The sequence below is a fragment of the Flavobacterium gelidilacus DSM 15343 genome (genome assembly GCF_000422685.1).
GTDB lineage: Bacteria > Bacteroidota > Bacteroidia > Flavobacteriales > Flavobacteriaceae > Flavobacterium > Flavobacterium gelidilacus.
Genome location: NZ_KE383905.1, coordinates 38,765 through 55,517, shown reverse-complemented (window position 1 = coordinate 55,517; position 16,753 = coordinate 38,765). Strand labels below are relative to the sequence as shown.

The 16,753-nt window shown below is 29.4% G+C and carries 15 protein-coding genes and 2 tRNA genes; 7 read left to right on the top strand and 10 right to left on the bottom strand.

Going from position 1 to position 16,753, the window contains the following annotated elements:
• Positions 1–8 precede the first annotated feature (8 nt).
• The 4 genes from G507_RS17065 to G507_RS0114800 all read right to left on the bottom strand — a co-directional run bounded on the left by G507_RS17065 (position 9) and on the right by G507_RS0114800 (position 4,662).
• Positions 9–2,576 carry a hypothetical protein gene (locus tag G507_RS17065; RefSeq protein ID WP_035666394.1) on the bottom strand — a complete coding sequence of 856 codons (2,568 nt, stop codon included), beginning with the start codon at positions 2,574–2,576 and terminating at the stop codon, positions 9–11.
• A gap of 61 nt (positions 2,577–2,637) precedes the next feature.
• Complete coding sequence (locus G507_RS0114810; protein WP_026718226.1) at positions 2,638–3,183, bottom strand: hypothetical protein; 546 nt, start codon at positions 3,181–3,183, stop codon at positions 2,638–2,640.
• A gap of 98 nt (positions 3,184–3,281) precedes the next feature.
• Positions 3,282–3,794 (bottom strand): hypothetical protein, encoded by a 513-nt coding sequence (locus tag G507_RS0114805; RefSeq protein ID WP_026718225.1) that lies wholly within the window; start codon positions 3,792–3,794, stop codon positions 3,282–3,284.
• Between the two features lie 106 nt (positions 3,795–3,900).
• Complete coding sequence (locus G507_RS0114800) at positions 3,901–4,662, bottom strand: LuxR C-terminal-related transcriptional regulator (RefSeq protein ID WP_051191737.1); 762 nt, start codon at positions 4,660–4,662, stop codon at positions 3,901–3,903.
• Positions 4,663–4,919: 257 nt separating this feature from the next.
• Here G507_RS0114800 and G507_RS0114795 point away from each other — a divergent pair, with 257 nt between their 5' ends.
• The 4 genes from G507_RS0114795 to G507_RS0114780 are packed head-to-tail and all read left to right on the top strand — an operon-like array spanning position 4,920 to position 7,036.
• The gene (locus G507_RS0114795) at positions 4,920–5,708 is read left to right on the top strand and encodes a HipA family kinase (RefSeq protein ID WP_026718223.1); all 789 of its coding nucleotides are present in this window, start codon (positions 4,920–4,922) and stop codon (positions 5,706–5,708) included.
• Positions 5,686–6,069 (top strand): DUF3037 domain-containing protein, encoded by a 384-nt coding sequence (locus G507_RS0114790; protein ID WP_026718222.1) that lies wholly within the window; start codon positions 5,686–5,688, stop codon positions 6,067–6,069. Before G507_RS0114795 ends, G507_RS0114790 begins: the two co-directional genes overlap by 23 nt.
• A gap of 3 nt (positions 6,070–6,072) precedes the next feature.
• Positions 6,073–6,753: a peptidoglycan DD-metalloendopeptidase family protein gene (locus G507_RS0114785; protein WP_026718221.1), complete on the top strand. Its 681-nt coding sequence runs from the start codon at positions 6,073–6,075 to the stop codon at positions 6,751–6,753.
• Positions 6,754–6,805: 52 nt separating this feature from the next.
• Entirely contained in the window at positions 6,806–7,036 is a 231-nt protein-coding gene (locus tag G507_RS0114780) for a hypothetical protein (RefSeq protein WP_026718220.1), read from the top strand.
• A gap of 61 nt (positions 7,037–7,097) precedes the next feature.
• On the opposite strand, the gene galE is transcribed toward G507_RS0114780, so the two are convergent.
• Both galE and G507_RS0114770 read right to left on the bottom strand, forming a co-directional pair.
• Positions 7,098–8,111 carry a UDP-glucose 4-epimerase GalE gene (gene galE, locus G507_RS0114775; protein ID WP_026718219.1) on the bottom strand — a complete coding sequence of 338 codons (1,014 nt, stop codon included), beginning with the start codon at positions 8,109–8,111 and terminating at the stop codon, positions 7,098–7,100.
• A gap of 57 nt (positions 8,112–8,168) precedes the next feature.
• Complete coding sequence (locus G507_RS0114770) at positions 8,169–9,296, bottom strand: DegT/DnrJ/EryC1/StrS family aminotransferase (RefSeq protein WP_026718218.1); 1,128 nt, start codon at positions 9,294–9,296, stop codon at positions 8,169–8,171.
• 97 nt (positions 9,297–9,393) lie between these two features.
• Between G507_RS0114770 and G507_RS0114765 the strand changes: the two genes are divergently transcribed.
• The 3 genes from G507_RS0114765 (at position 9,394) to G507_RS0114755 (ending at position 13,181) form a co-directional block, all read left to right on the top strand.
• Complete coding sequence (locus G507_RS0114765) at positions 9,394–10,650, top strand: 3-deoxy-D-manno-octulosonic acid transferase (RefSeq protein ID WP_026718217.1); 1,257 nt, start codon at positions 9,394–9,396, stop codon at positions 10,648–10,650.
• Positions 10,651–10,703: 53 nt separating this feature from the next.
• The gene (locus tag G507_RS0114760; RefSeq protein ID WP_026718216.1) at positions 10,704–12,836 is read left to right on the top strand and encodes a S46 family peptidase; all 2,133 of its coding nucleotides are present in this window, start codon (positions 10,704–10,706) and stop codon (positions 12,834–12,836) included.
• A gap of 156 nt (positions 12,837–12,992) precedes the next feature.
• A complete protein-coding gene (locus tag G507_RS0114755) occupies positions 12,993–13,181 on the top strand; it encodes a hypothetical protein (RefSeq protein ID WP_026718215.1) in 189 nt (62 codons plus the stop codon).
• An 88-nt stretch (positions 13,182–13,269) separates the two neighbouring features.
• Here the strand turns inward: G507_RS0114755 and G507_RS0114750 are convergent, their stop codons facing one another.
• The 4 genes from G507_RS0114750 to mutS all read right to left on the bottom strand — a co-directional run bounded on the left by G507_RS0114750 (position 13,270) and on the right by mutS (position 16,710).
• The gene (locus tag G507_RS0114750) at positions 13,270–13,617 is read right to left on the bottom strand and encodes a hypothetical protein (RefSeq protein ID WP_026718214.1); all 348 of its coding nucleotides are present in this window, start codon (positions 13,615–13,617) and stop codon (positions 13,270–13,272) included.
• A gap of 121 nt (positions 13,618–13,738) precedes the next feature.
• Positions 13,739–13,824, bottom strand: a tRNA-Leu gene (locus G507_RS0114745).
• A 35-nt stretch (positions 13,825–13,859) separates the two neighbouring features.
• A tRNA-Gly gene (locus G507_RS0114740) sits at positions 13,860–13,932 on the bottom strand.
• A gap of 213 nt (positions 13,933–14,145) precedes the next feature.
• On the bottom strand, positions 14,146–16,710 hold the full coding sequence (gene mutS, locus G507_RS0114735) for a DNA mismatch repair protein MutS (protein ID WP_026718213.1): 2,565 nt from the start codon (positions 16,708–16,710) through the stop codon (positions 14,146–14,148).
• Between the last annotated feature and the right edge of the window lie 43 nt (positions 16,711–16,753).

The window sequence follows — 16,753 nt, the reverse complement described above, 5'->3', positions numbered from 1 at the left end:
AAAATTAATTAAGGAGCAGATGGATCTAAAATAGTCCATTTTTTTCCAAGAAAAAAAGAGTAAAAATCTTTGTTTTTTATTTCCCAAAAATCGTATTTTTTTTCTCCAGCTATAAAATAATTTTTAGCATAGCCGCCCCCAAAAGTAAAACCACCTAAAAACTGCACTTCTAAAGAAAATGAAATTATAGGTTTATCTGTAAAGTTCTCTTTGTAAAAGCTTGGTTTTTCAGCCAAAGCCATTAACAAAATATGACCAGAGCTATCTTCGTCTCCAATATCAATTTTGATTCCCGCACCTAATTTCAGAACACTATAATTAAAAGATCCAATCCCTTGTTTATTTGACGGTGTAATTATCTCATAACCGTTGTTGATATCATTTACATCGTAATCAATTTCTCGTTCAGCAGTATGAAACTCATAAGCTGCTAAAGTAGCTATTTTAACTCTTTTTAATCCAAAATCAAGATTGAGTTTCCCACCGTATTTGATATAACCTATACTCTCTCCCGGACTTGGAGTAATACCTATTCCGCCAAAAAAGCCTGTGTTTAAATCAAAAAACTTGGTTTTCATCCACATTACTTCAAGACCAAAAATTGGATTAAAACTTATAAAGTCGTCAATTTCTGTTCTTGGAGGATAATTATCAGAAGTGACATTCATAAGAATTGGCATCATTGAATATTCTAACCAAGTAAATACATTTATAACTGCAAATTTTCTACCACCTACTAAGTTTCCTTCATTGTTAAATATAAGATCATTAGCAATTGAATGCGTTTGACCAGCTATAGCTGCTTCATTGCGATATTTTTCATCGGCTCCATTTAATCTATACTGCAACTCTATTTCCTTAAAATTGTTTTCGATGGAATAAGGATCTTCTAATCGCATTATTGTAAAAGCCATCTCTGCTTTCTTTTTATTATCATCCATTCTATTAGCTCTAACCATGCTTTTTATGAATGCTCTGTTTTCTTTTCTAATTTTTTCACCTCTGGGTGATATTTTATTTAGCATTTTAGAAAAATCAATTTCTTTATTAATAGATTCTATTTTATTTACTGTAAACTTATAATTTTGAGAATTTAAATCAACATAAAACAAAGTTTTGAAATAAAGTTCTTTGGCAGCTTCGTATAAATTTCTCTGTTGCATCATTAATACCATAACGTTCTCATGGTTAGATTCTCTTTGATTTTCATATAAATCATCTGCAATAACCTGAATATAAGTATTATTATCCCACCATTCTTTTTTAAGCTTACTTGCTTCGCTAATTTTTTCGTTATATGCAACAGCTTCTTCATATTTAGCCGATGCAATTCCTGCTGCCTTTATAAACTCTTCACGATCATTTTTCATGAAAGAGTGCATACTTTGAATCCTATTATAATCAGAATCTCTTCTTAAACTTCTCTCTTCTTTTACAATTTTATCTTCTTGTGTTTCAATTCTTTCTTTCTCAATTCTTTTATCGTCCCAATATTTTTTTATTTTATCATTAGCTTCTTTTCTTTCTTTTTGATCTAAATCTCTGGAAATACTATCCATTTGTTTATTAATAAAATCTTTTTCAGCTTTTCTTTCGATCTCCTCTTGTTTATAAATGTTATCTGAAATTTCTTTTTGAGATTTGATATTCTCTTTTTGTATTCTGTCAATTTCTTTTTTAAGTTCATTCTCTTTATTTTCAAAATCTCTTTGTTTTTGATCCTTTTTATATTTGACAATACTTTTATTATTTTGAGCCAATCCATTATTTGTACCGGTATTTATGGCTTCATCATAAAAATTTTCTGCTTCATCCAAATCACCTCTATTTTCAGCTTCACTACCTCTTTTAATTAAATCATCAAAAAGGTCTTTTTTATCTTTTTCTTTTATTTTTTTATTAATTGACTCAAGACCCTTTATTGCTATTTGATTACTTTTATCTAAGACTAAGACCTTTTCATATTTTTGTTTAGCCAAAAGTGAATTATTGTATAATTGATCATTTTGAGCTTCTGTAATTAGCTTATCTATATCAGCAGTCTTCTTTTCATCACGTAATTTTATTTCAATTATACTATTAAGTTCCCCAGTATTTTCATAAGAAACATTAATTACATTGACATTTGATATATAATAATTTTCAGGATCTTTTTCAGAATTTGATTTTGCATTACATACAACATCGGCATCCGCTGATAATACACCTCCTAAATTATTAGAAATAATCATCGGTCTAACTTTTTTTATAAAGCCATTAGGACCGTAAATGCTCATTTCAATTGTAGGTGAGTGGGCTTTAATTTTTCTTATAGCATTACTTCCTTCTATGTCAGTAAAAGAATATTCTCTACCATTGTATTGGTAGGCTAAATCTGAACTACATTGTGAAGCCTTAACTAAATAAATATCGCCAACCGCATAAATAAATTTATATTTAAATGTAATATAAACTGGTTTTAAACCATTCCTATTTCCGCTAGGAGAATAAATCAAATCAATTGTTTTAGGAGAATTATTTTGACTATATGAAAAAAAACTGTGTACAATTAGAATTAAAAGTATATACTTCTTCATAATATAAAATTTGACGTTATTATTAAATAAGTTTTAAATATGAGCTATAAAAAGCACCCTATTATTTAATTTTATCTATTCTGTTTTTAAGCTTGGCACTATTAATAAAATCTGCTTTTTCTATGCTAGTATTAGCAATATTTAGGAATAGATTATCTATGTTTAAATCTTTTGTTGCATTTTTCATAACAATTTTATTAAAATAATTGCTAGATAAGTTAATATTAGTATTTTCTAGATTTAAAATACTTGTGTTAATTTTCAAAGTCTTAATTTCTAGATCCGTAAACCCTTCTCCTTTTAACCCATCAATTGTATTTAATTCATCTTGTCTGTAAATAATGTTATCCTTTTTGAACCTGAGAGTTCCGAACTTAACTTGATGTTTTATGTTTTTAATTTTATAATGTAAAATAAGCTCTTTGGTTTGAATATTTTTTGCAAAATGATATTCAATGTCAAATTGAATATCCATGGGACCAACGATTTGAGTTTGAGGAAGAGTTAACATATAAGTTTCAATTTTTGAAATTGATATATTAAGATTTGATTGTGCTATGGAAATAGAACTATAAATTATTAAAAAAAATGCAACTAGTATTTTCATAATTACTATTTATTAAATTTTGCTTTATCCACTTTTTCACCTTCAACTCTTTTTGGTTCTGGTTTTTTATTTCTTTAATTTAACGTTTTCAACAACCATTATTCTTGTACAAGTTTGAAATAATAAAACACTAAATTGGGTTCTAAATCCCTAAAAACAAGTTCGTTTTTATTTAGTTTTATGATTTTTAAGTTATTCTTTTCAGCATTAGACCATTCAATCATCAAAACTTTATCTTTCAAAAGATATTCGCCAGACAATTCCGTTTTTGCACGATTACTAATGGCTTGTGATTTAATTTCGAGCACACTTTGGTTATAAAAACTGGCTAGTTCTTCAACTTGTTTATTTATAGCTTCTAATTCTATGTGAATAACAGGTTCTTCTTTAACTAATTTTTGGAGTACAACGGTTCTAAAAAGGGTTTTTAATTCGTCTTCATCACCACTAAATGCTTCAAATTTTTTATTTGCTAATGAAATTCTATCTAATTCCCAATGACCTAGAAGAAGTTCCTTATTCTGCGCATTAAGTGAAGAACAACATAAAAAACAAAATAAAGTGAATCTGAAAATAGGTTTTGAGAGAATGTATAGAGCTAATTTTTTCATATTAAATTTTGATAAAACTTATAATATTAGTATCCAAAAAATTAGATATTTAACAAATTTCAGTAATAATCATTTTATAAACAATACCTATTAATAGGTATTTTAATTACAGTAAACCATTTGAAGTAAACTTATTTATTAATTCAGAAACGTTTTTGCAAGCTGCTTTTTTATTAATATTTTTTCGGTGTGTCTTTACAGTATGAAGACTAATGTTTAAATTATTGGCTATTTCAGCATTAGTATTTCCTTCAGAAACAAGTTTGATAATTTCTATTTCTCTTTTTGAAAACGAACTTATACCCTTAGAAGTAAAATCAACTTTTATATCTGTATAAGAAGGATTTCCATTCAAGCCAATTAAAGAAATAGTGTTGCTATTTTTAGACGTAATATGACTTATATTGGTGTGAATATTAAGTGATTTACCAAAACCCCCATTTTCATCTGTAGTTAAAACGATAGCTTGATGATTCAGCAGGCAATATTCTCCATTTTTTAATTTACTTCTAAAAGAATAATTAGATTTATAATTCATGACATTATCCTTTCCTATAATTTCATATAAAAATTTTAAATTAGTTTCTTCTGCTTTTGCCACAAAAATTAAATCTTCTGGATGAATAGTACTTAAAACATCATCAAAAGAAACGGTTTCAGGATCAAATCCATGAATATCCCTTATAGAAGAACTAACATTAGAAATTGACATATCAAAAAAATCAACAACATAAAAATAAAAAGGTCCAATATTTATTAATGAATTAACTATTTCATTAAAATTAATAATTGGCAAAAAAGTGCTTTGCTTAGAAGTCTTATTTTCTATCTCCCACAATTGTTTAAGTTTATTTTGTTGCTCTTCCATACACAAAAAATTATTACGTTTTAAATCATTTTTTTTTTGCAAACAAGTTATTCTACATTCAGTTTATTTATCTTATTTTTCTATCACTAAACACATTTTCTAAAGTCTTTTTCCTTTTCTAACATATTTAAATCTTAAAAAAATAATTTTTCAAACTTAAATTAAATGTAATGCTAAATTTTTAAATAAATCTCAAAAAATTAACAAAAAATCATCCTATAAATTTAGTTACCTTTGTAACAAAGAACACATTCTCTATGAATTTAGATTTACGAACGGTAAACGTTACAAGATATATAACACCACTTCGAGAAGGTGGTTCTTTACCTGCCTTAGCGGAAGCTGATGACGATTTTAAATACGTTTTAAAATTTCGTGGTGCAGGACATGGTGTAAAAGCATTGATTGCCGAATTTTTAGGAGGCCAAATTGCGAAATATTTAGAATTACCTGTTCCTGAATTGGTTTTTGCTAATTTAGATGAAGCTTTTGGAAGAACTGAAGCCGATGAAGAAATTCAAGATTTATTGAAATTTAGTCAAGGTTTAAATTTAGGATTACATTTTTTATCTGGCGCTTTGACTTATGATGCAGCAGCTAATGATTGTGATGCTTACCTAGCTTCTAAAATTGTTTGGTTAGATGCTTTTATCATAAATGTTGACAGAACTTTTAAAAACACCAATTTATTGATTTGGAAAAAAGAACTTTGGTTGATTGATCATGGAGCTTCATTTTATTTTCATCATTCATGGACGAATTGGGAAGCTACGGCAAAAACTCCTTTTGCGTTGATAAAAGATCATGTTTTATTACCTAAAGCTTCAAAATTAGACGAAGTACACAAAGAGTTTACTTCAAAATTAAATGATACAATATTAAAAGAAATTGTAAATCAAATTCCGGATGATTGGTTGCAATGGGAAGACCAAAATATTTCTCCTTTAGAAATCAAAGAAGTATATTTTCAATTTTTATCGATTCGATTACAGAATGCTGAATTATTTTTAAAACAAGCGCAAGATGCACGAAAAACACTTATATGAATATGCTGTGATTCGCGTTATTCCAAGAGTCGAACGCGAAGAATTTATAAATGTTGGCTTAATGCTGTATTGCAAACGTCAAAAATATTTACGCATTCAACACCAAATTCCATCTGAAAAAATTAAAGCTTTTTGTACTGAATTTGATTTAGAACTGCTAAAAGTCAATCTTGATGCTTTAGTAAATATCTGTGAAGGAAAAAAAGAAGGTGGACCAATAGCACAATTTGAAAAAGACGAACGTTTTAGATGGATTTCAGCCATTAAAAGTTCTAGCATTCAAACTTCAAGACCACATTCTGGTTTTAGTGTTGATTTAAATCAAACTTTCGAAAAACTTTATAATGAATTAGTAGAATAAAATATGAATAAAAATTTAGAAGAGTTACTTAAAGAGCAACAAAACATAAAAGTGATTGATTCGTCTATAGATTACAAAGATTATGTAGCATTAGATTTATCAGCAACTCACACAGATCAATTAGATTTAAATTTAACTGACGCAATTGTTTTTGAAGAATTTATTGAAAATCATTTATCAAACAATAATGCAAAAGTTGCTTTTGGTGGTTATTTAGAGACTAGAAACTTATACAGAAGAAGTGAGGTTTTTAAAAATGAAATTACAGATGAACGCAACATTCATATTGGTTTAGATTTATGGATAAAAGCCGGAACTAGTGTTTTAGCTGCTTTAGATGGAAAAATTCATAGTTTTCAAGACAATACAGCTTTGGGCGATTATGGTCCAACTATAATTTTAGAACACACTATTGAAAACATAACTTTTTACACACTTTATGGTCATTTAAGTTCAGAAAGTTTAAAGGGAAAAGCAGTTGGTCAAATTGTAAAAAAAGGAAATCTAATTGCATTTCTTGGAGCTCCACCAATAAATGGAGATTATGCTCCACATTTACATTTTCAAATCATTAAAGATTTACAAGAAAAATCAGGAGATTATCCAGGTGTTTGTAGCAAAAAAGAGGTTAGTTTTTATACAAATAATTGTACAGATCCAAATTTCTTATTAAAGATTGAATAGTTTTTTATATATTTGATAACCAAATTATTAATAATTTCAAAAACATTAATTTATGAAAAAAGCAATTTTAGCATTAGCATTCGTTTCAACATTAGCCTTTGTATCTTGTAAAGAATCTACTGAAGATAAGATAGAAGACGCTACGGAAGCAGTTGGAACTGAGATGGAAAACACAACTGAAAATGCTGTTGATGCTATGGATTCTACTGCAACTAAAGTTGGAAACGACATGGAAGAAGGTGCAGAGAATATGGAAAAAAAGATGGATGAAGCCGTAAAATAATCTTCATTTAAAATTAAAAACCCCCAAATAATTTAAAATTATTTGGGGGTTTCTATTTGTATTAACTTCTTATTTTCTGTTCCCATTTCCAGGCACTTGCTAAAGATTCTTCTAAAGTAGATTGTGCTTTCCAACCTAGAATATTATTTGCTTTATCTGTGTTGGCATAAGCTTCCGTGATATCACCTTCTCTTCTTCCAACAATTTGATAATTTAATTTTTGATTTGAAACTTTTTCAAAAGCAGTTATCACTTCTAAAACAGAACTTCCTGTTCCTGTTCCTAAATTAAAGGTTTCAACTTTTTCAATATTTTTTTTATCCAATAGGCGTTTCATTGCGATAACATGTGCTTTTGCTAAATCCACAACGTGAATATAATCGCGAACAGCTGTTCCATCAGAAGTAGGATAATCATCTCCATAAACCGATAATTTTTCACGTAAACCAAAAGCAGTTTGTGTAATAAAAGGCACTAAATTTTGTGGAACTCCTAAAGGTAACTCTCCAATTTCAGCGGTTGGATGAGATCCAATTGGATTAAAATAACGCAATAAAATTGAATTCACGTTTGTTACTTTAGCAACATCTGTAATTATTTCTTCACCAATTTGCTTTGTATTTCCATAAGGTGACATTGCAGGTTGAATTGATGCATTTTCTGTAATTGGCATTTTTTCGGCTTGACCGTAAACTGTACAAGATGAGCTAAAAATGAAGTTAGCTTTTTCTAATTTTGTTAATTCTTGCAAAACATATACCAATGCATTGATATTGTTTTCATAGTACAGTAAAGGATTTTCTACACTTTCACCAACAGCTTTTGAAGCTGCAAAATGAATAACTCCAGCCACATCATTATGTCTAGCAAAAAAATCTTGAACCGCTGATTTTTCTCTTAAATCAAACTTTTCGAAAATTGGTTTTTTTCCTGTGATATTAAAAATTCCGTCTAAAACCTTTTCAGAGGAATTAGATAAATTATCGATAGCAACAACTTCAAAACCTTCATTCTGCAATTCTACTACTGTGTGTGAACCTATAAAACCTAATCCTCCTGTTACTACTATTTTCATACTTTCGATTTCTCGATTATTCGATTATTCGATTATTCGAACGATCTAAAAATCGAATTATACAAATTCTAAAATTGAATCTGTTATAAATTTAATTTGTTCATCATCTAATTCAGTATGCATTGGCAATGCAATAACTTCTTTACATAATTGATTTGTTATTGGAAAATCTTCTTCATTGTATCTAGTATCAGCGTAAGCTTTTTGACTGTGTAATGGAATTGGATAATAAATGGCACAAGGAATATCTTTACCTTGTAAATGAGCCAATAAACCATCTCTTTTTCCATTTGTAATTCGGATTACATATTGATGAAAAACATGACAGTCACAAGTGTCACAAATCATTGGAACTACAATATTTTTATTAACTCCTAAAGCCATTGAATATTTTCTTGAAGCTTCTTGACGTGCTTTATTATATTCGTCTAAACGAGATAATTTTGCTTTTAAAACTCCAGCTTGCATACTGTCTAAACGCGAATTTACTCCAACTACATCATGATGATATCTTTCATACATTCCGTGATTTACAATTCCTCTTAATTTATGAGCTAAAGCATCATCATTTGTAAAAATTGCACCACCATCGCCATAACATCCTAAATTTTTAGACGGAAAAAATGAAGTTGCACCAACATGACCAATAGTTCCAACTTTAGTTTTAGAACCATCTTTTGAGGTAAAATCTGCTCCTATAGCTTGTGCATTATCTTCAATTACATATAAATTGTGTTCTTTTGCAATTTCCATAATAGCATCCATATTTACCGCACGTCCAAATAAATGAACTGGAACAATGGCTTTAGTTTTTGGAGTAATAGCTTTTTTAATAGCTTCAAGCGAAATATTCATGTTATTCATGTCAACATCTACTAAAACTGGAGTTAATTGCAATAACGCAATAACTTCAACAGTTGCAGCAAAAGTAAAATCAGCTGTAATAACTTCGTCACCTGGTTTCAAATCTAATCCCATCATCGCAATTTGCAAAGCATCTGTACCATTAGCACAAGGAATTACATGTTTAACACCTAAATATTTTTCTAAATCAGCTTGAAATTGATGAACCAAAGGTCCGTTTATGTATGTATTTGTATCTAAAACTTCTTGAATTGAAGCGTTAACTTCATCCTTTATTTTTTCATATTGACTTTTAAGGTCAACCATTTGTAGTTTTTTCATCGTAATAAAAATTAAGTGATACAAAAGTAAGAAATTCTGCCTTACAATTTAAAGTATCACAAAAGAAACGTATTTTTAACCCATCAAAAAAGATTAAATGTATTTTATTTATAATTTCATTACGTTTTTAGCCTCACAAATTGTCAAAATCATAGCTCTTTTTAGTCCAAAAATGAAGCTTTTTGTTGAGGGTAGAAAGTCAGTTTTTTCAACCTTACGAAATAAAATCAATGCTGATGACAAAACGATTTGGTTTCACGCTGCTTCTTTGGGCGAATACGAACAAGGCCTACCTGTAATTGAAAAAATTAAAGAAAAATTCCCTTTACATAAAATTGTGGTTACATTTTTTTCTCCTTCTGGATATGAAGTTAGAAAAAACAATACAGTTGCAGATGTAACCGTTTATTTACCATTAGACACAAAATCTAATGCTAAACAATTTTTAGAATTAGTACATCCAGAACTAGTTTTCTTTATTAAATACGAATATTGGCCTAATTACTTGAATGAACTGAAAAAGAGATCCCAAAGCATTGGGATTAAAACGTATTTAATTTCAGGAATTTTACGAGAAAATCAAGCCTTTTTTAAATGGTATGGTGGATTTTATAGAAATGCTTTAAAAACATTTGATTACTTTTTTGTTCAGAATGAAAGTTCCAAAAAATTATTACAAAGTATTGGTTTCAATAATGTAAAAGTCTCAGGTGACACAAGATTTGACAGAGTAGTTTCTATTTTAGAAAGAGATAATTCATTAAATTTTATTGAACAATTTAAAGACAATAAAACAACCATTGTAATTGGAAGTTCTTGGCCCAAAGATGAAAATTTATTAATTGAATACATTAATAATTCATCAGAAAATATAAAATTCATTATTGCACCACATAACATCAAACAAGAGCAAATTCAGGAATTAAAAAATTCAATCAAGAAAAAAACCATACTGTTTTCTGAAAAAGAAAATCAAAATTTATCAAAATTCAATGTATTTATTATTGACACAATCGGAATTCTAACCAAAATCTATGCTTACGCAGACATTGCTTATGTTGGTGGAGGATTTGGGAATCCTGGTGTACATAATATTTTAGAACCTGCAACTTTTGGAGTTCCGATTATTATTGGTCCAAATTATTCGCATTTTGCAGAAGCAACTGCTTTAGTAAATATGGAAGGTTGCGTTTCAATTCAAAATCAAACGCAATTAAACGAAGCTTTGAATATATTACTTCAAAATGAAGATGAACGCTATGAGAAAGGTCATATTTGCAGCACTTTTATTCAAATGAATAAAGGAGCGTCAGACATTATCATGAAACATATTCTTAATGAAAACCTAAATTAATTTCAACAAAAAATCAAAAACCGTAACTTGCAATCCTTATCAAAACTATACTTATGAAATTTATTAAATTATTTGTACTTCTTTTTGTTGTACATCTTCAAGCCCAACAAGGTGGAATGTGGATTCCTTCTTTATTAAACGGGATGAATGAAACTGAAATGAAATCGCTTGGAATGAAAATTTCGGCAAAAGACATTTATGATGTTAACAATTCTAGTTTAAAAGATGCTGTTCCTCATTTTAATGGTGGTTGTACATCTGAAGTAATCTCTCCAAAAGGATTAATCTTAACCAATCATCATTGTGGTTATGGAGCTATTCAAAATCATTCAACAGTTGATCACGATTACCTTCAAGATGGATTTTGGGCTTATAAAATGGAAGATGAATTACCTAACAAAGGAATGGTCGTGACTTTTGTTGTTAGAATTGAAGATGTTACCTCAAAAATTATGGAAGGAGTTGATGCTTTAAATGATGAAGCTCAAAAACAAAAAAAAATCCAAGAAAACACTCAGCATTATAGTGAGACTTTACCCAAAGAATCTTGGCAAGAAAACAAAATCAAAACTTTTTTTGATGGAAATCAATACCTTTTATTTGTAACGGAAACTTATAAAGATGTTCGTTTAGTAGGAGCTCCACCAAGTTCAATAGGGAAATTTGGTTCAGACACAGACAATTGGGTTTGGCCACGTCATACTGGAGATTTTTCATTATTCAGAATTTACGCTGATAAAAATAACCGTCCAGCAGAATATTCAACAGATAACGTTCCATACAAACCAAAACATTTTTTACCAATTTCTACAAAAGGAATCAAAGAAAATGATTTCACGATGGTATTAGGTTATCCTGGAAGAACACAAGAATACTTACCGTCTTATGCTGTAGAACAAATTATTAATGATTTAAATCCAGCAAAAATTGAAATTCGTGATGCTGCATTAAAAGTCCAAGATGGTTTTATGCGAAAAGATCAAGCTATTAAAATTCAATATGCTTCAAAGTTTGCAAGTGTGGCTAATTATTGGAAAAAATGGATTGGTGAAACTAAAGGTTTAAAGAAATCAAATGCTGTAGGAATTAAACAAAAATTCGAAGCTGACTTCAACAACAGAGTCATTAAAGCAGGAAAACAAAATGAATACGGAAATTTACTTTCAGAATTTGAGAAGAATTATAAAGAAATTAAAGATTATGCCGTTGCAAGAGATTACTTTAGTGAAGTAGTTCTGAGAAATACTGAATTATTGAGCTTTGGCTTCAAATTATATCAATTGGAACAAGTTTATACTTCTAAAGGAGAACAATCGTTTAATGATAGAAAAAACAACTTAATTACAGGTTTTGAAGACTCTTACAAAGATTTTAACGCACAAGTAGACGAAAAGGTTTTTGAGCAATTAATTCAATTATATGCCACAAAATCTCCAAAACAGTTTTTACCTAGTTCATTAGAAAATATAAATGCGAGTACATTATCTAAAGAAATTTATTCAACTTCAAGTTTAACTAGTTATGCAAAACTTAAAGAATTATTAAATGGTGATGCAAAATCAGTACTTGAAAAACTTAATAATGATAAAGGTTTTCAGTTAATAAAATCTTTAGCTGATACATATTATGCTAAAATCGCACCAACTTATAGCGAACTTGATTTGAAAAATTCAGCTTTACAAAGAACTTACATGAAAGCTATTGTTGAATTATTTCCAAACGATAGAATTTTTCCTGATGCCAATAGTACTTTACGTGTGACTTATGGCCAAGTAAAAGGATACGCTCCACAAGATGCAATTTATTATGAACCTATTACTTATTTAGATGGTGTAATGGAGAAATATATTCCTGGAGATTATGAATTTGATGTGCCACAAAAATTAATTGACTTGTACAATAAGAAAGATTATGGAAGTTATGCTCAAAACGGTAAATTACCGGTTTGTTTTATTGCAACCAATCATACAACAGGTGGAAACTCAGGAAGTCCAGCAATTGATGCAAAAGGAAACCTGATTGGATTAAACTTTGACAGGGTTTGGGAAGGAACAATGAGTGATATTTATTATTCTCCAGATATCTGTAGAAACATTATGGTAGACATTAGATATGTATTATTTATCATTGATAAGTATGCTAATGCTCAGAATATTATCTCAGAATTAAAGCTTGTAAAAAAATAAGTTTAAAATAATATTTTTGGCACGAAAATTGTAAATACATACTCCGGAATTCAAGGATTAAAAAAATTTTGAAAAAAATAACAAAAAATAATTTGTCATATCAAAAAATTTATATCTTTGCTCCGAATTAATAATTAACCCTTTATAATAAAAAAGATGAAAAAAGTTGTATTAAGTTTAGCATTAGTTGCTATGATGTTCGTATCTTGTAAAGAAACTGAAGCTAATGTAGAAGAAACTACTCCAGCTACTGAAGAAGTTGTTACTGAAACTGTTGAAACTGTTGAAGTTGCTCCTGACACTACTGTTGCTGTTGAAGTTACTACTGAAGAAGTTGCTAAGTAATTAGAAGCTATCTAAAAAAAATAAAGTCTCACAATGTGAGGCTTTTTTTTTAGATTTATTTTTATTTTACGTAATCCATTTACTACAATTAATTTTTGAAAATATCCAATTCTAGAGAAAAATCTAAAATCTCAGATTGATTACCATACTTAACAATCTCATTAATGCTTTTTTGCATCATCAATTGCGTTGAAAATTTCCTACTCACTGCAATCTCTTCATTCTGCAAAACAATTTTAAAATAAAACTTTCCTTTCATTGATTTAAATTGCATAAAAAAACAATCTTCTAATCTAATTTTTAGACTCTCTATCTCATTTTCGCATTCAAATCTTAATTCAAAATCTTTACTAATAAAAATAGGCTTACCTTTTCTAGATACAAATTCATATTTATATAAGTCGTTTATTCTTTTAGTAATGACGAATGTCCCCATAATTGTTTTTAATAATGAAATAGCAAGCTACTATTTTAATATCAGGAATAAAAAGGTTAAAAAAAAAGTATTGAAGATGTTATAAACAAAAAAAGCTCCAAACATAGTTTGAAGCTTTTAGTACTCAAGGCGGGACTTGAACCCGCACGGGCATTACTACCCACTGGATTTTAAGTCCAGCGTGTCTACCAATTCCACCACTCAAGCATTTGGTTTAATAAAAAACCATTGGTATAATATTGAGCGAAAAACGGGGCTCGAACCCGCGACCTCGACCTTGGCAAGGTCGCGCTCTACCAGCTGAGCTATTTTCGCGTTTATGATAAAACTCAAAAAAGACTAGATTTAGTAGAACATAATCACACTCAATTAGGAGTCTATTTTCACTTTTATTTTTAAGAACTTCGCCATACTTGTTCCGTATTGCGGTTGCAAATGTACACTATAAATTTAATTTTGCAAACCTTTTTTAATAAAAATTTTCAAAAAACAAATAACCTATTGACAGTGATTTATTTACAAATGAAATTATTTTACAATCATTCGTTTTATTTCATTCAATTTCATCAAAGCTTCAACGGGAGTCAATGTATTTATGTCTAAATTCATAATTTGATCTTTAATTTCCTCTAATAATGGGTCATCTAAATTGAAAAAACTTAATTGCAACTCATCATTTGCGTCTTTAATATTTAATAATTCACTCGAAGAATGATTTTTCTCCAACTTCTTCAATAAATTTTGCGCTTTCTGAATCACGATTTGAGGCATTCCAGCCATTTTTGCTACATGAATACCAAAACTATGAGCACTTCCTCCTTTAACCAATTTACGAATAAACAAAACAGTATCTTTCAACTCTTTCACAGAAACATTAAAATTCTGAATTCTATTGAACGTGACTTCCATTTCGTTCAATTCATGATAGTGTGTTGCAAATAGTGTTTTTGGCTTATTTGGATGTTCGTGCAAAAATTCAGCAATTGCCCATGCAATCGAAATTCCGTCATAAGTTGAAGTTCCTCTTCCAATTTCGTCTAACAAAATCAAACTTCTTTCTGAAAGATTATTCAAAATTGAGGCCGTTTCATTCATTTCGACCATAAAAGTCGACTCACCCATTGAAATATTATCACTTGCTCCTACTCTAGTGAAGATTTTATCTACTACTCCCATTCTAACAGCTTCTGCCGGAACAAAACTTCCCATTTGAGCCAACAGCACAATTAAAGCGGTTTGACGTAAAATAGCAGACTTTCCAGACATATTTGGACCCGTAATCATTATAATTTGCTGGGTTTCTCTATCCAAAAAGACATTGTTAGAAATATAAGGAATACCAACAGGCAGTTGTTTCTCAATAACAGGGTGACGACCTTCTGTAATTTCTAAATCAAAACTTTCGTCTAAAACAGGTTGAACATATTTCTGTTCTATGGCTAATTGGGTAAATGAATTCAAACAATCTAACTGCGCAATTAAATTAGCATTTAACTGAACAGGTTTAATATAAGTTGCCATCCACTGAATTAATTGCTCAAACAAATGATTTTCTAGCACCTGAATTTTTTCTTCAGCCCCTAAAATTTTAGCTTCGTATTCTTTTAATTCTTCGGTAATATATCTTTCTGCACTGACTAAAGTTTGTTTTCTAATCCATTCTTCAGGCACTTTGTCTTTGTGTGTGTTTCTGACTTCAATATAATAGCCAAAAACATTATTGAAGGAAACTTTTAGCGATGTGATTCCCGTTTTTTCGCTTTCACGAAGTTCTAAATCATCTAAAAATCCTTTTCCTTTGGATGAAATGGCTCTTAATTCATCTAATTCTTCATTTACACCTTTAGCAATTGCATTTCCTTTATTTATGGCAACTGGTGCTTCTTGATTTAAGGTTGTTTTTATTTTCTCTCGAAGTAATTCGCAAGCGTGTAAACTATCACCAATAACTTTTAAGGATTCGTTATTTGAAGCTAAAGCCAATGTTTTTATTGGAATAATAGCATCTAATGAATCTTTCAAATAAACAACTTCTCTTGGTGAAATTTTTCCAGTGGCTACTTTAGAAATCAAACGCTCTAAATCTGAAATCTGCTTAATTTGTGTTTGAATTTGTTTTAAAATATCTTGATTTTCTTTCAAGTAAGCCACAACTTCATGACGATTTTTTATTTTAATAGCTTCTTTTAAAGGCAGTGCTAACCAACGTTTCAATAAACGCGAACCCATTGGAGATAATGTCTTATCAATCACATCCAAAAGTGTTACTGCATTTTGATTCGTAGAGTGATATAATTCTAAATTACGAATAGTAAACCGATCCATCCAAACATAAGCATCTTCTGCAATTCGTTGAATAGAAGTTATGTGTTGAATTTTATTATGTTGTGTTTCTGATAAATAATATAAAATGGCTCCAGATGAAATAATTCCTTCTTGCAGTTCTTCTATTCCAAATCCTTTTAAAGAGTTGGTTTGAAAATGATTTGTTAAACTTTCAAAAGCATAATCTTGTTTAAAAATCCAATCTTCTAAAAAGAAAGTATGATAATCTTCGCCAAAAACTTCCTTAAATTTTAATTTGAATTGCTTCGGAATTAAAACTTCACTTGGTTGAAAATTTTGCAATAATTTATCAATGTATTCTTCATTTCCTTGAGCCGTTAAAAATTCACCTGTAGAAACATCTAAAAATGAAATTCCAATTGAGATTTTTCCAAAATGTAATGCTGCCAAAAAGTTATTTGATTTGGATTGCAAAACCTCATCATTCATTGAAACTCCAGGTGTAATTAATTCGGTCACACCTCGTTTCACAATGGTTTTAGTCATTTTTGGATCTTCTAGTTGATCGCAAATCGCTACACGAAGTCCAGCTTTGACTAATTTAGGCAAATAAGTATTTATAGAATGATGTGGAAAACCAGCCAAAGCCGTTTCGGTTTCTGAACCAGCTCCACGTTTTGTTAAAGTTATTCCTAAAATTCTAGCGGCACGAACAGCATCTTCTCCAAAAGTTTCATAAAAATCTCCTACACGAAACAACAAACAAGCATCTGGATATTTTGCCTTGATGCCATTGTATTGCTTCATTAAAGGAGTTTCTTTCTTTTCTGTAGGTGCTGATTTTTTAGCC

Bases quoted from the DNA above. Each gene is read 5' to 3' on its own strand.
- G507_RS17065 (WP_035666394.1), bottom strand. From the start codon at position 2,576: ATGAAGAAGTATATACTTTTAATTCTAATTGTACACAGTTTTTTTTCA.
- G507_RS0114810 (WP_026718226.1), bottom strand. From the start codon at position 3,183: ATGAAAATACTAGTTGCATTTTTTTTAATAATTTATAGTTCTATTTCC.
- G507_RS0114805 (WP_026718225.1), bottom strand. From the start codon at position 3,794: ATGAAAAAATTAGCTCTATACATTCTCTCAAAACCTATTTTCAGATTC.
- G507_RS0114800 (WP_051191737.1), bottom strand. From the start codon at position 4,662: ATGGAAGAGCAACAAAATAAACTTAAACAATTGTGGGAGATAGAAAAT.
- G507_RS0114795 (WP_026718223.1), top strand. From the start codon at position 4,920: ATGAATTTAGATTTACGAACGGTAAACGTTACAAGATATATAACACCA.
- G507_RS0114790 (WP_026718222.1), top strand. From the start codon at position 5,686: ATGCACGAAAAACACTTATATGAATATGCTGTGATTCGCGTTATTCCA.
- G507_RS0114785 (WP_026718221.1), top strand. From the start codon at position 6,073: ATGAATAAAAATTTAGAAGAGTTACTTAAAGAGCAACAAAACATAAAA.
- G507_RS0114780 (WP_026718220.1), top strand. From the start codon at position 6,806: ATGAAAAAAGCAATTTTAGCATTAGCATTCGTTTCAACATTAGCCTTT.
- galE (WP_026718219.1), bottom strand. From the start codon at position 8,111: ATGAAAATAGTAGTAACAGGAGGATTAGGTTTTATAGGTTCACACACA.
- G507_RS0114770 (WP_026718218.1), bottom strand. From the start codon at position 9,296: ATGAAAAAACTACAAATGGTTGACCTTAAAAGTCAATATGAAAAAATA.
- G507_RS0114765 (WP_026718217.1), top strand. From the start codon at position 9,394: ATGTATTTTATTTATAATTTCATTACGTTTTTAGCCTCACAAATTGTC.
- G507_RS0114760 (WP_026718216.1), top strand. From the start codon at position 10,704: ATGAAATTTATTAAATTATTTGTACTTCTTTTTGTTGTACATCTTCAA.
- G507_RS0114755 (WP_026718215.1), top strand. From the start codon at position 12,993: ATGAAAAAAGTTGTATTAAGTTTAGCATTAGTTGCTATGATGTTCGTA.
- G507_RS0114750 (WP_026718214.1), bottom strand. From the start codon at position 13,617: ATGGGGACATTCGTCATTACTAAAAGAATAAACGACTTATATAAATAT.
- mutS (WP_026718213.1), bottom strand. From the start codon at position 16,710: ATGAAGCAATACAATGGCATCAAGGCAAAATATCCAGATGCTTGTTTG.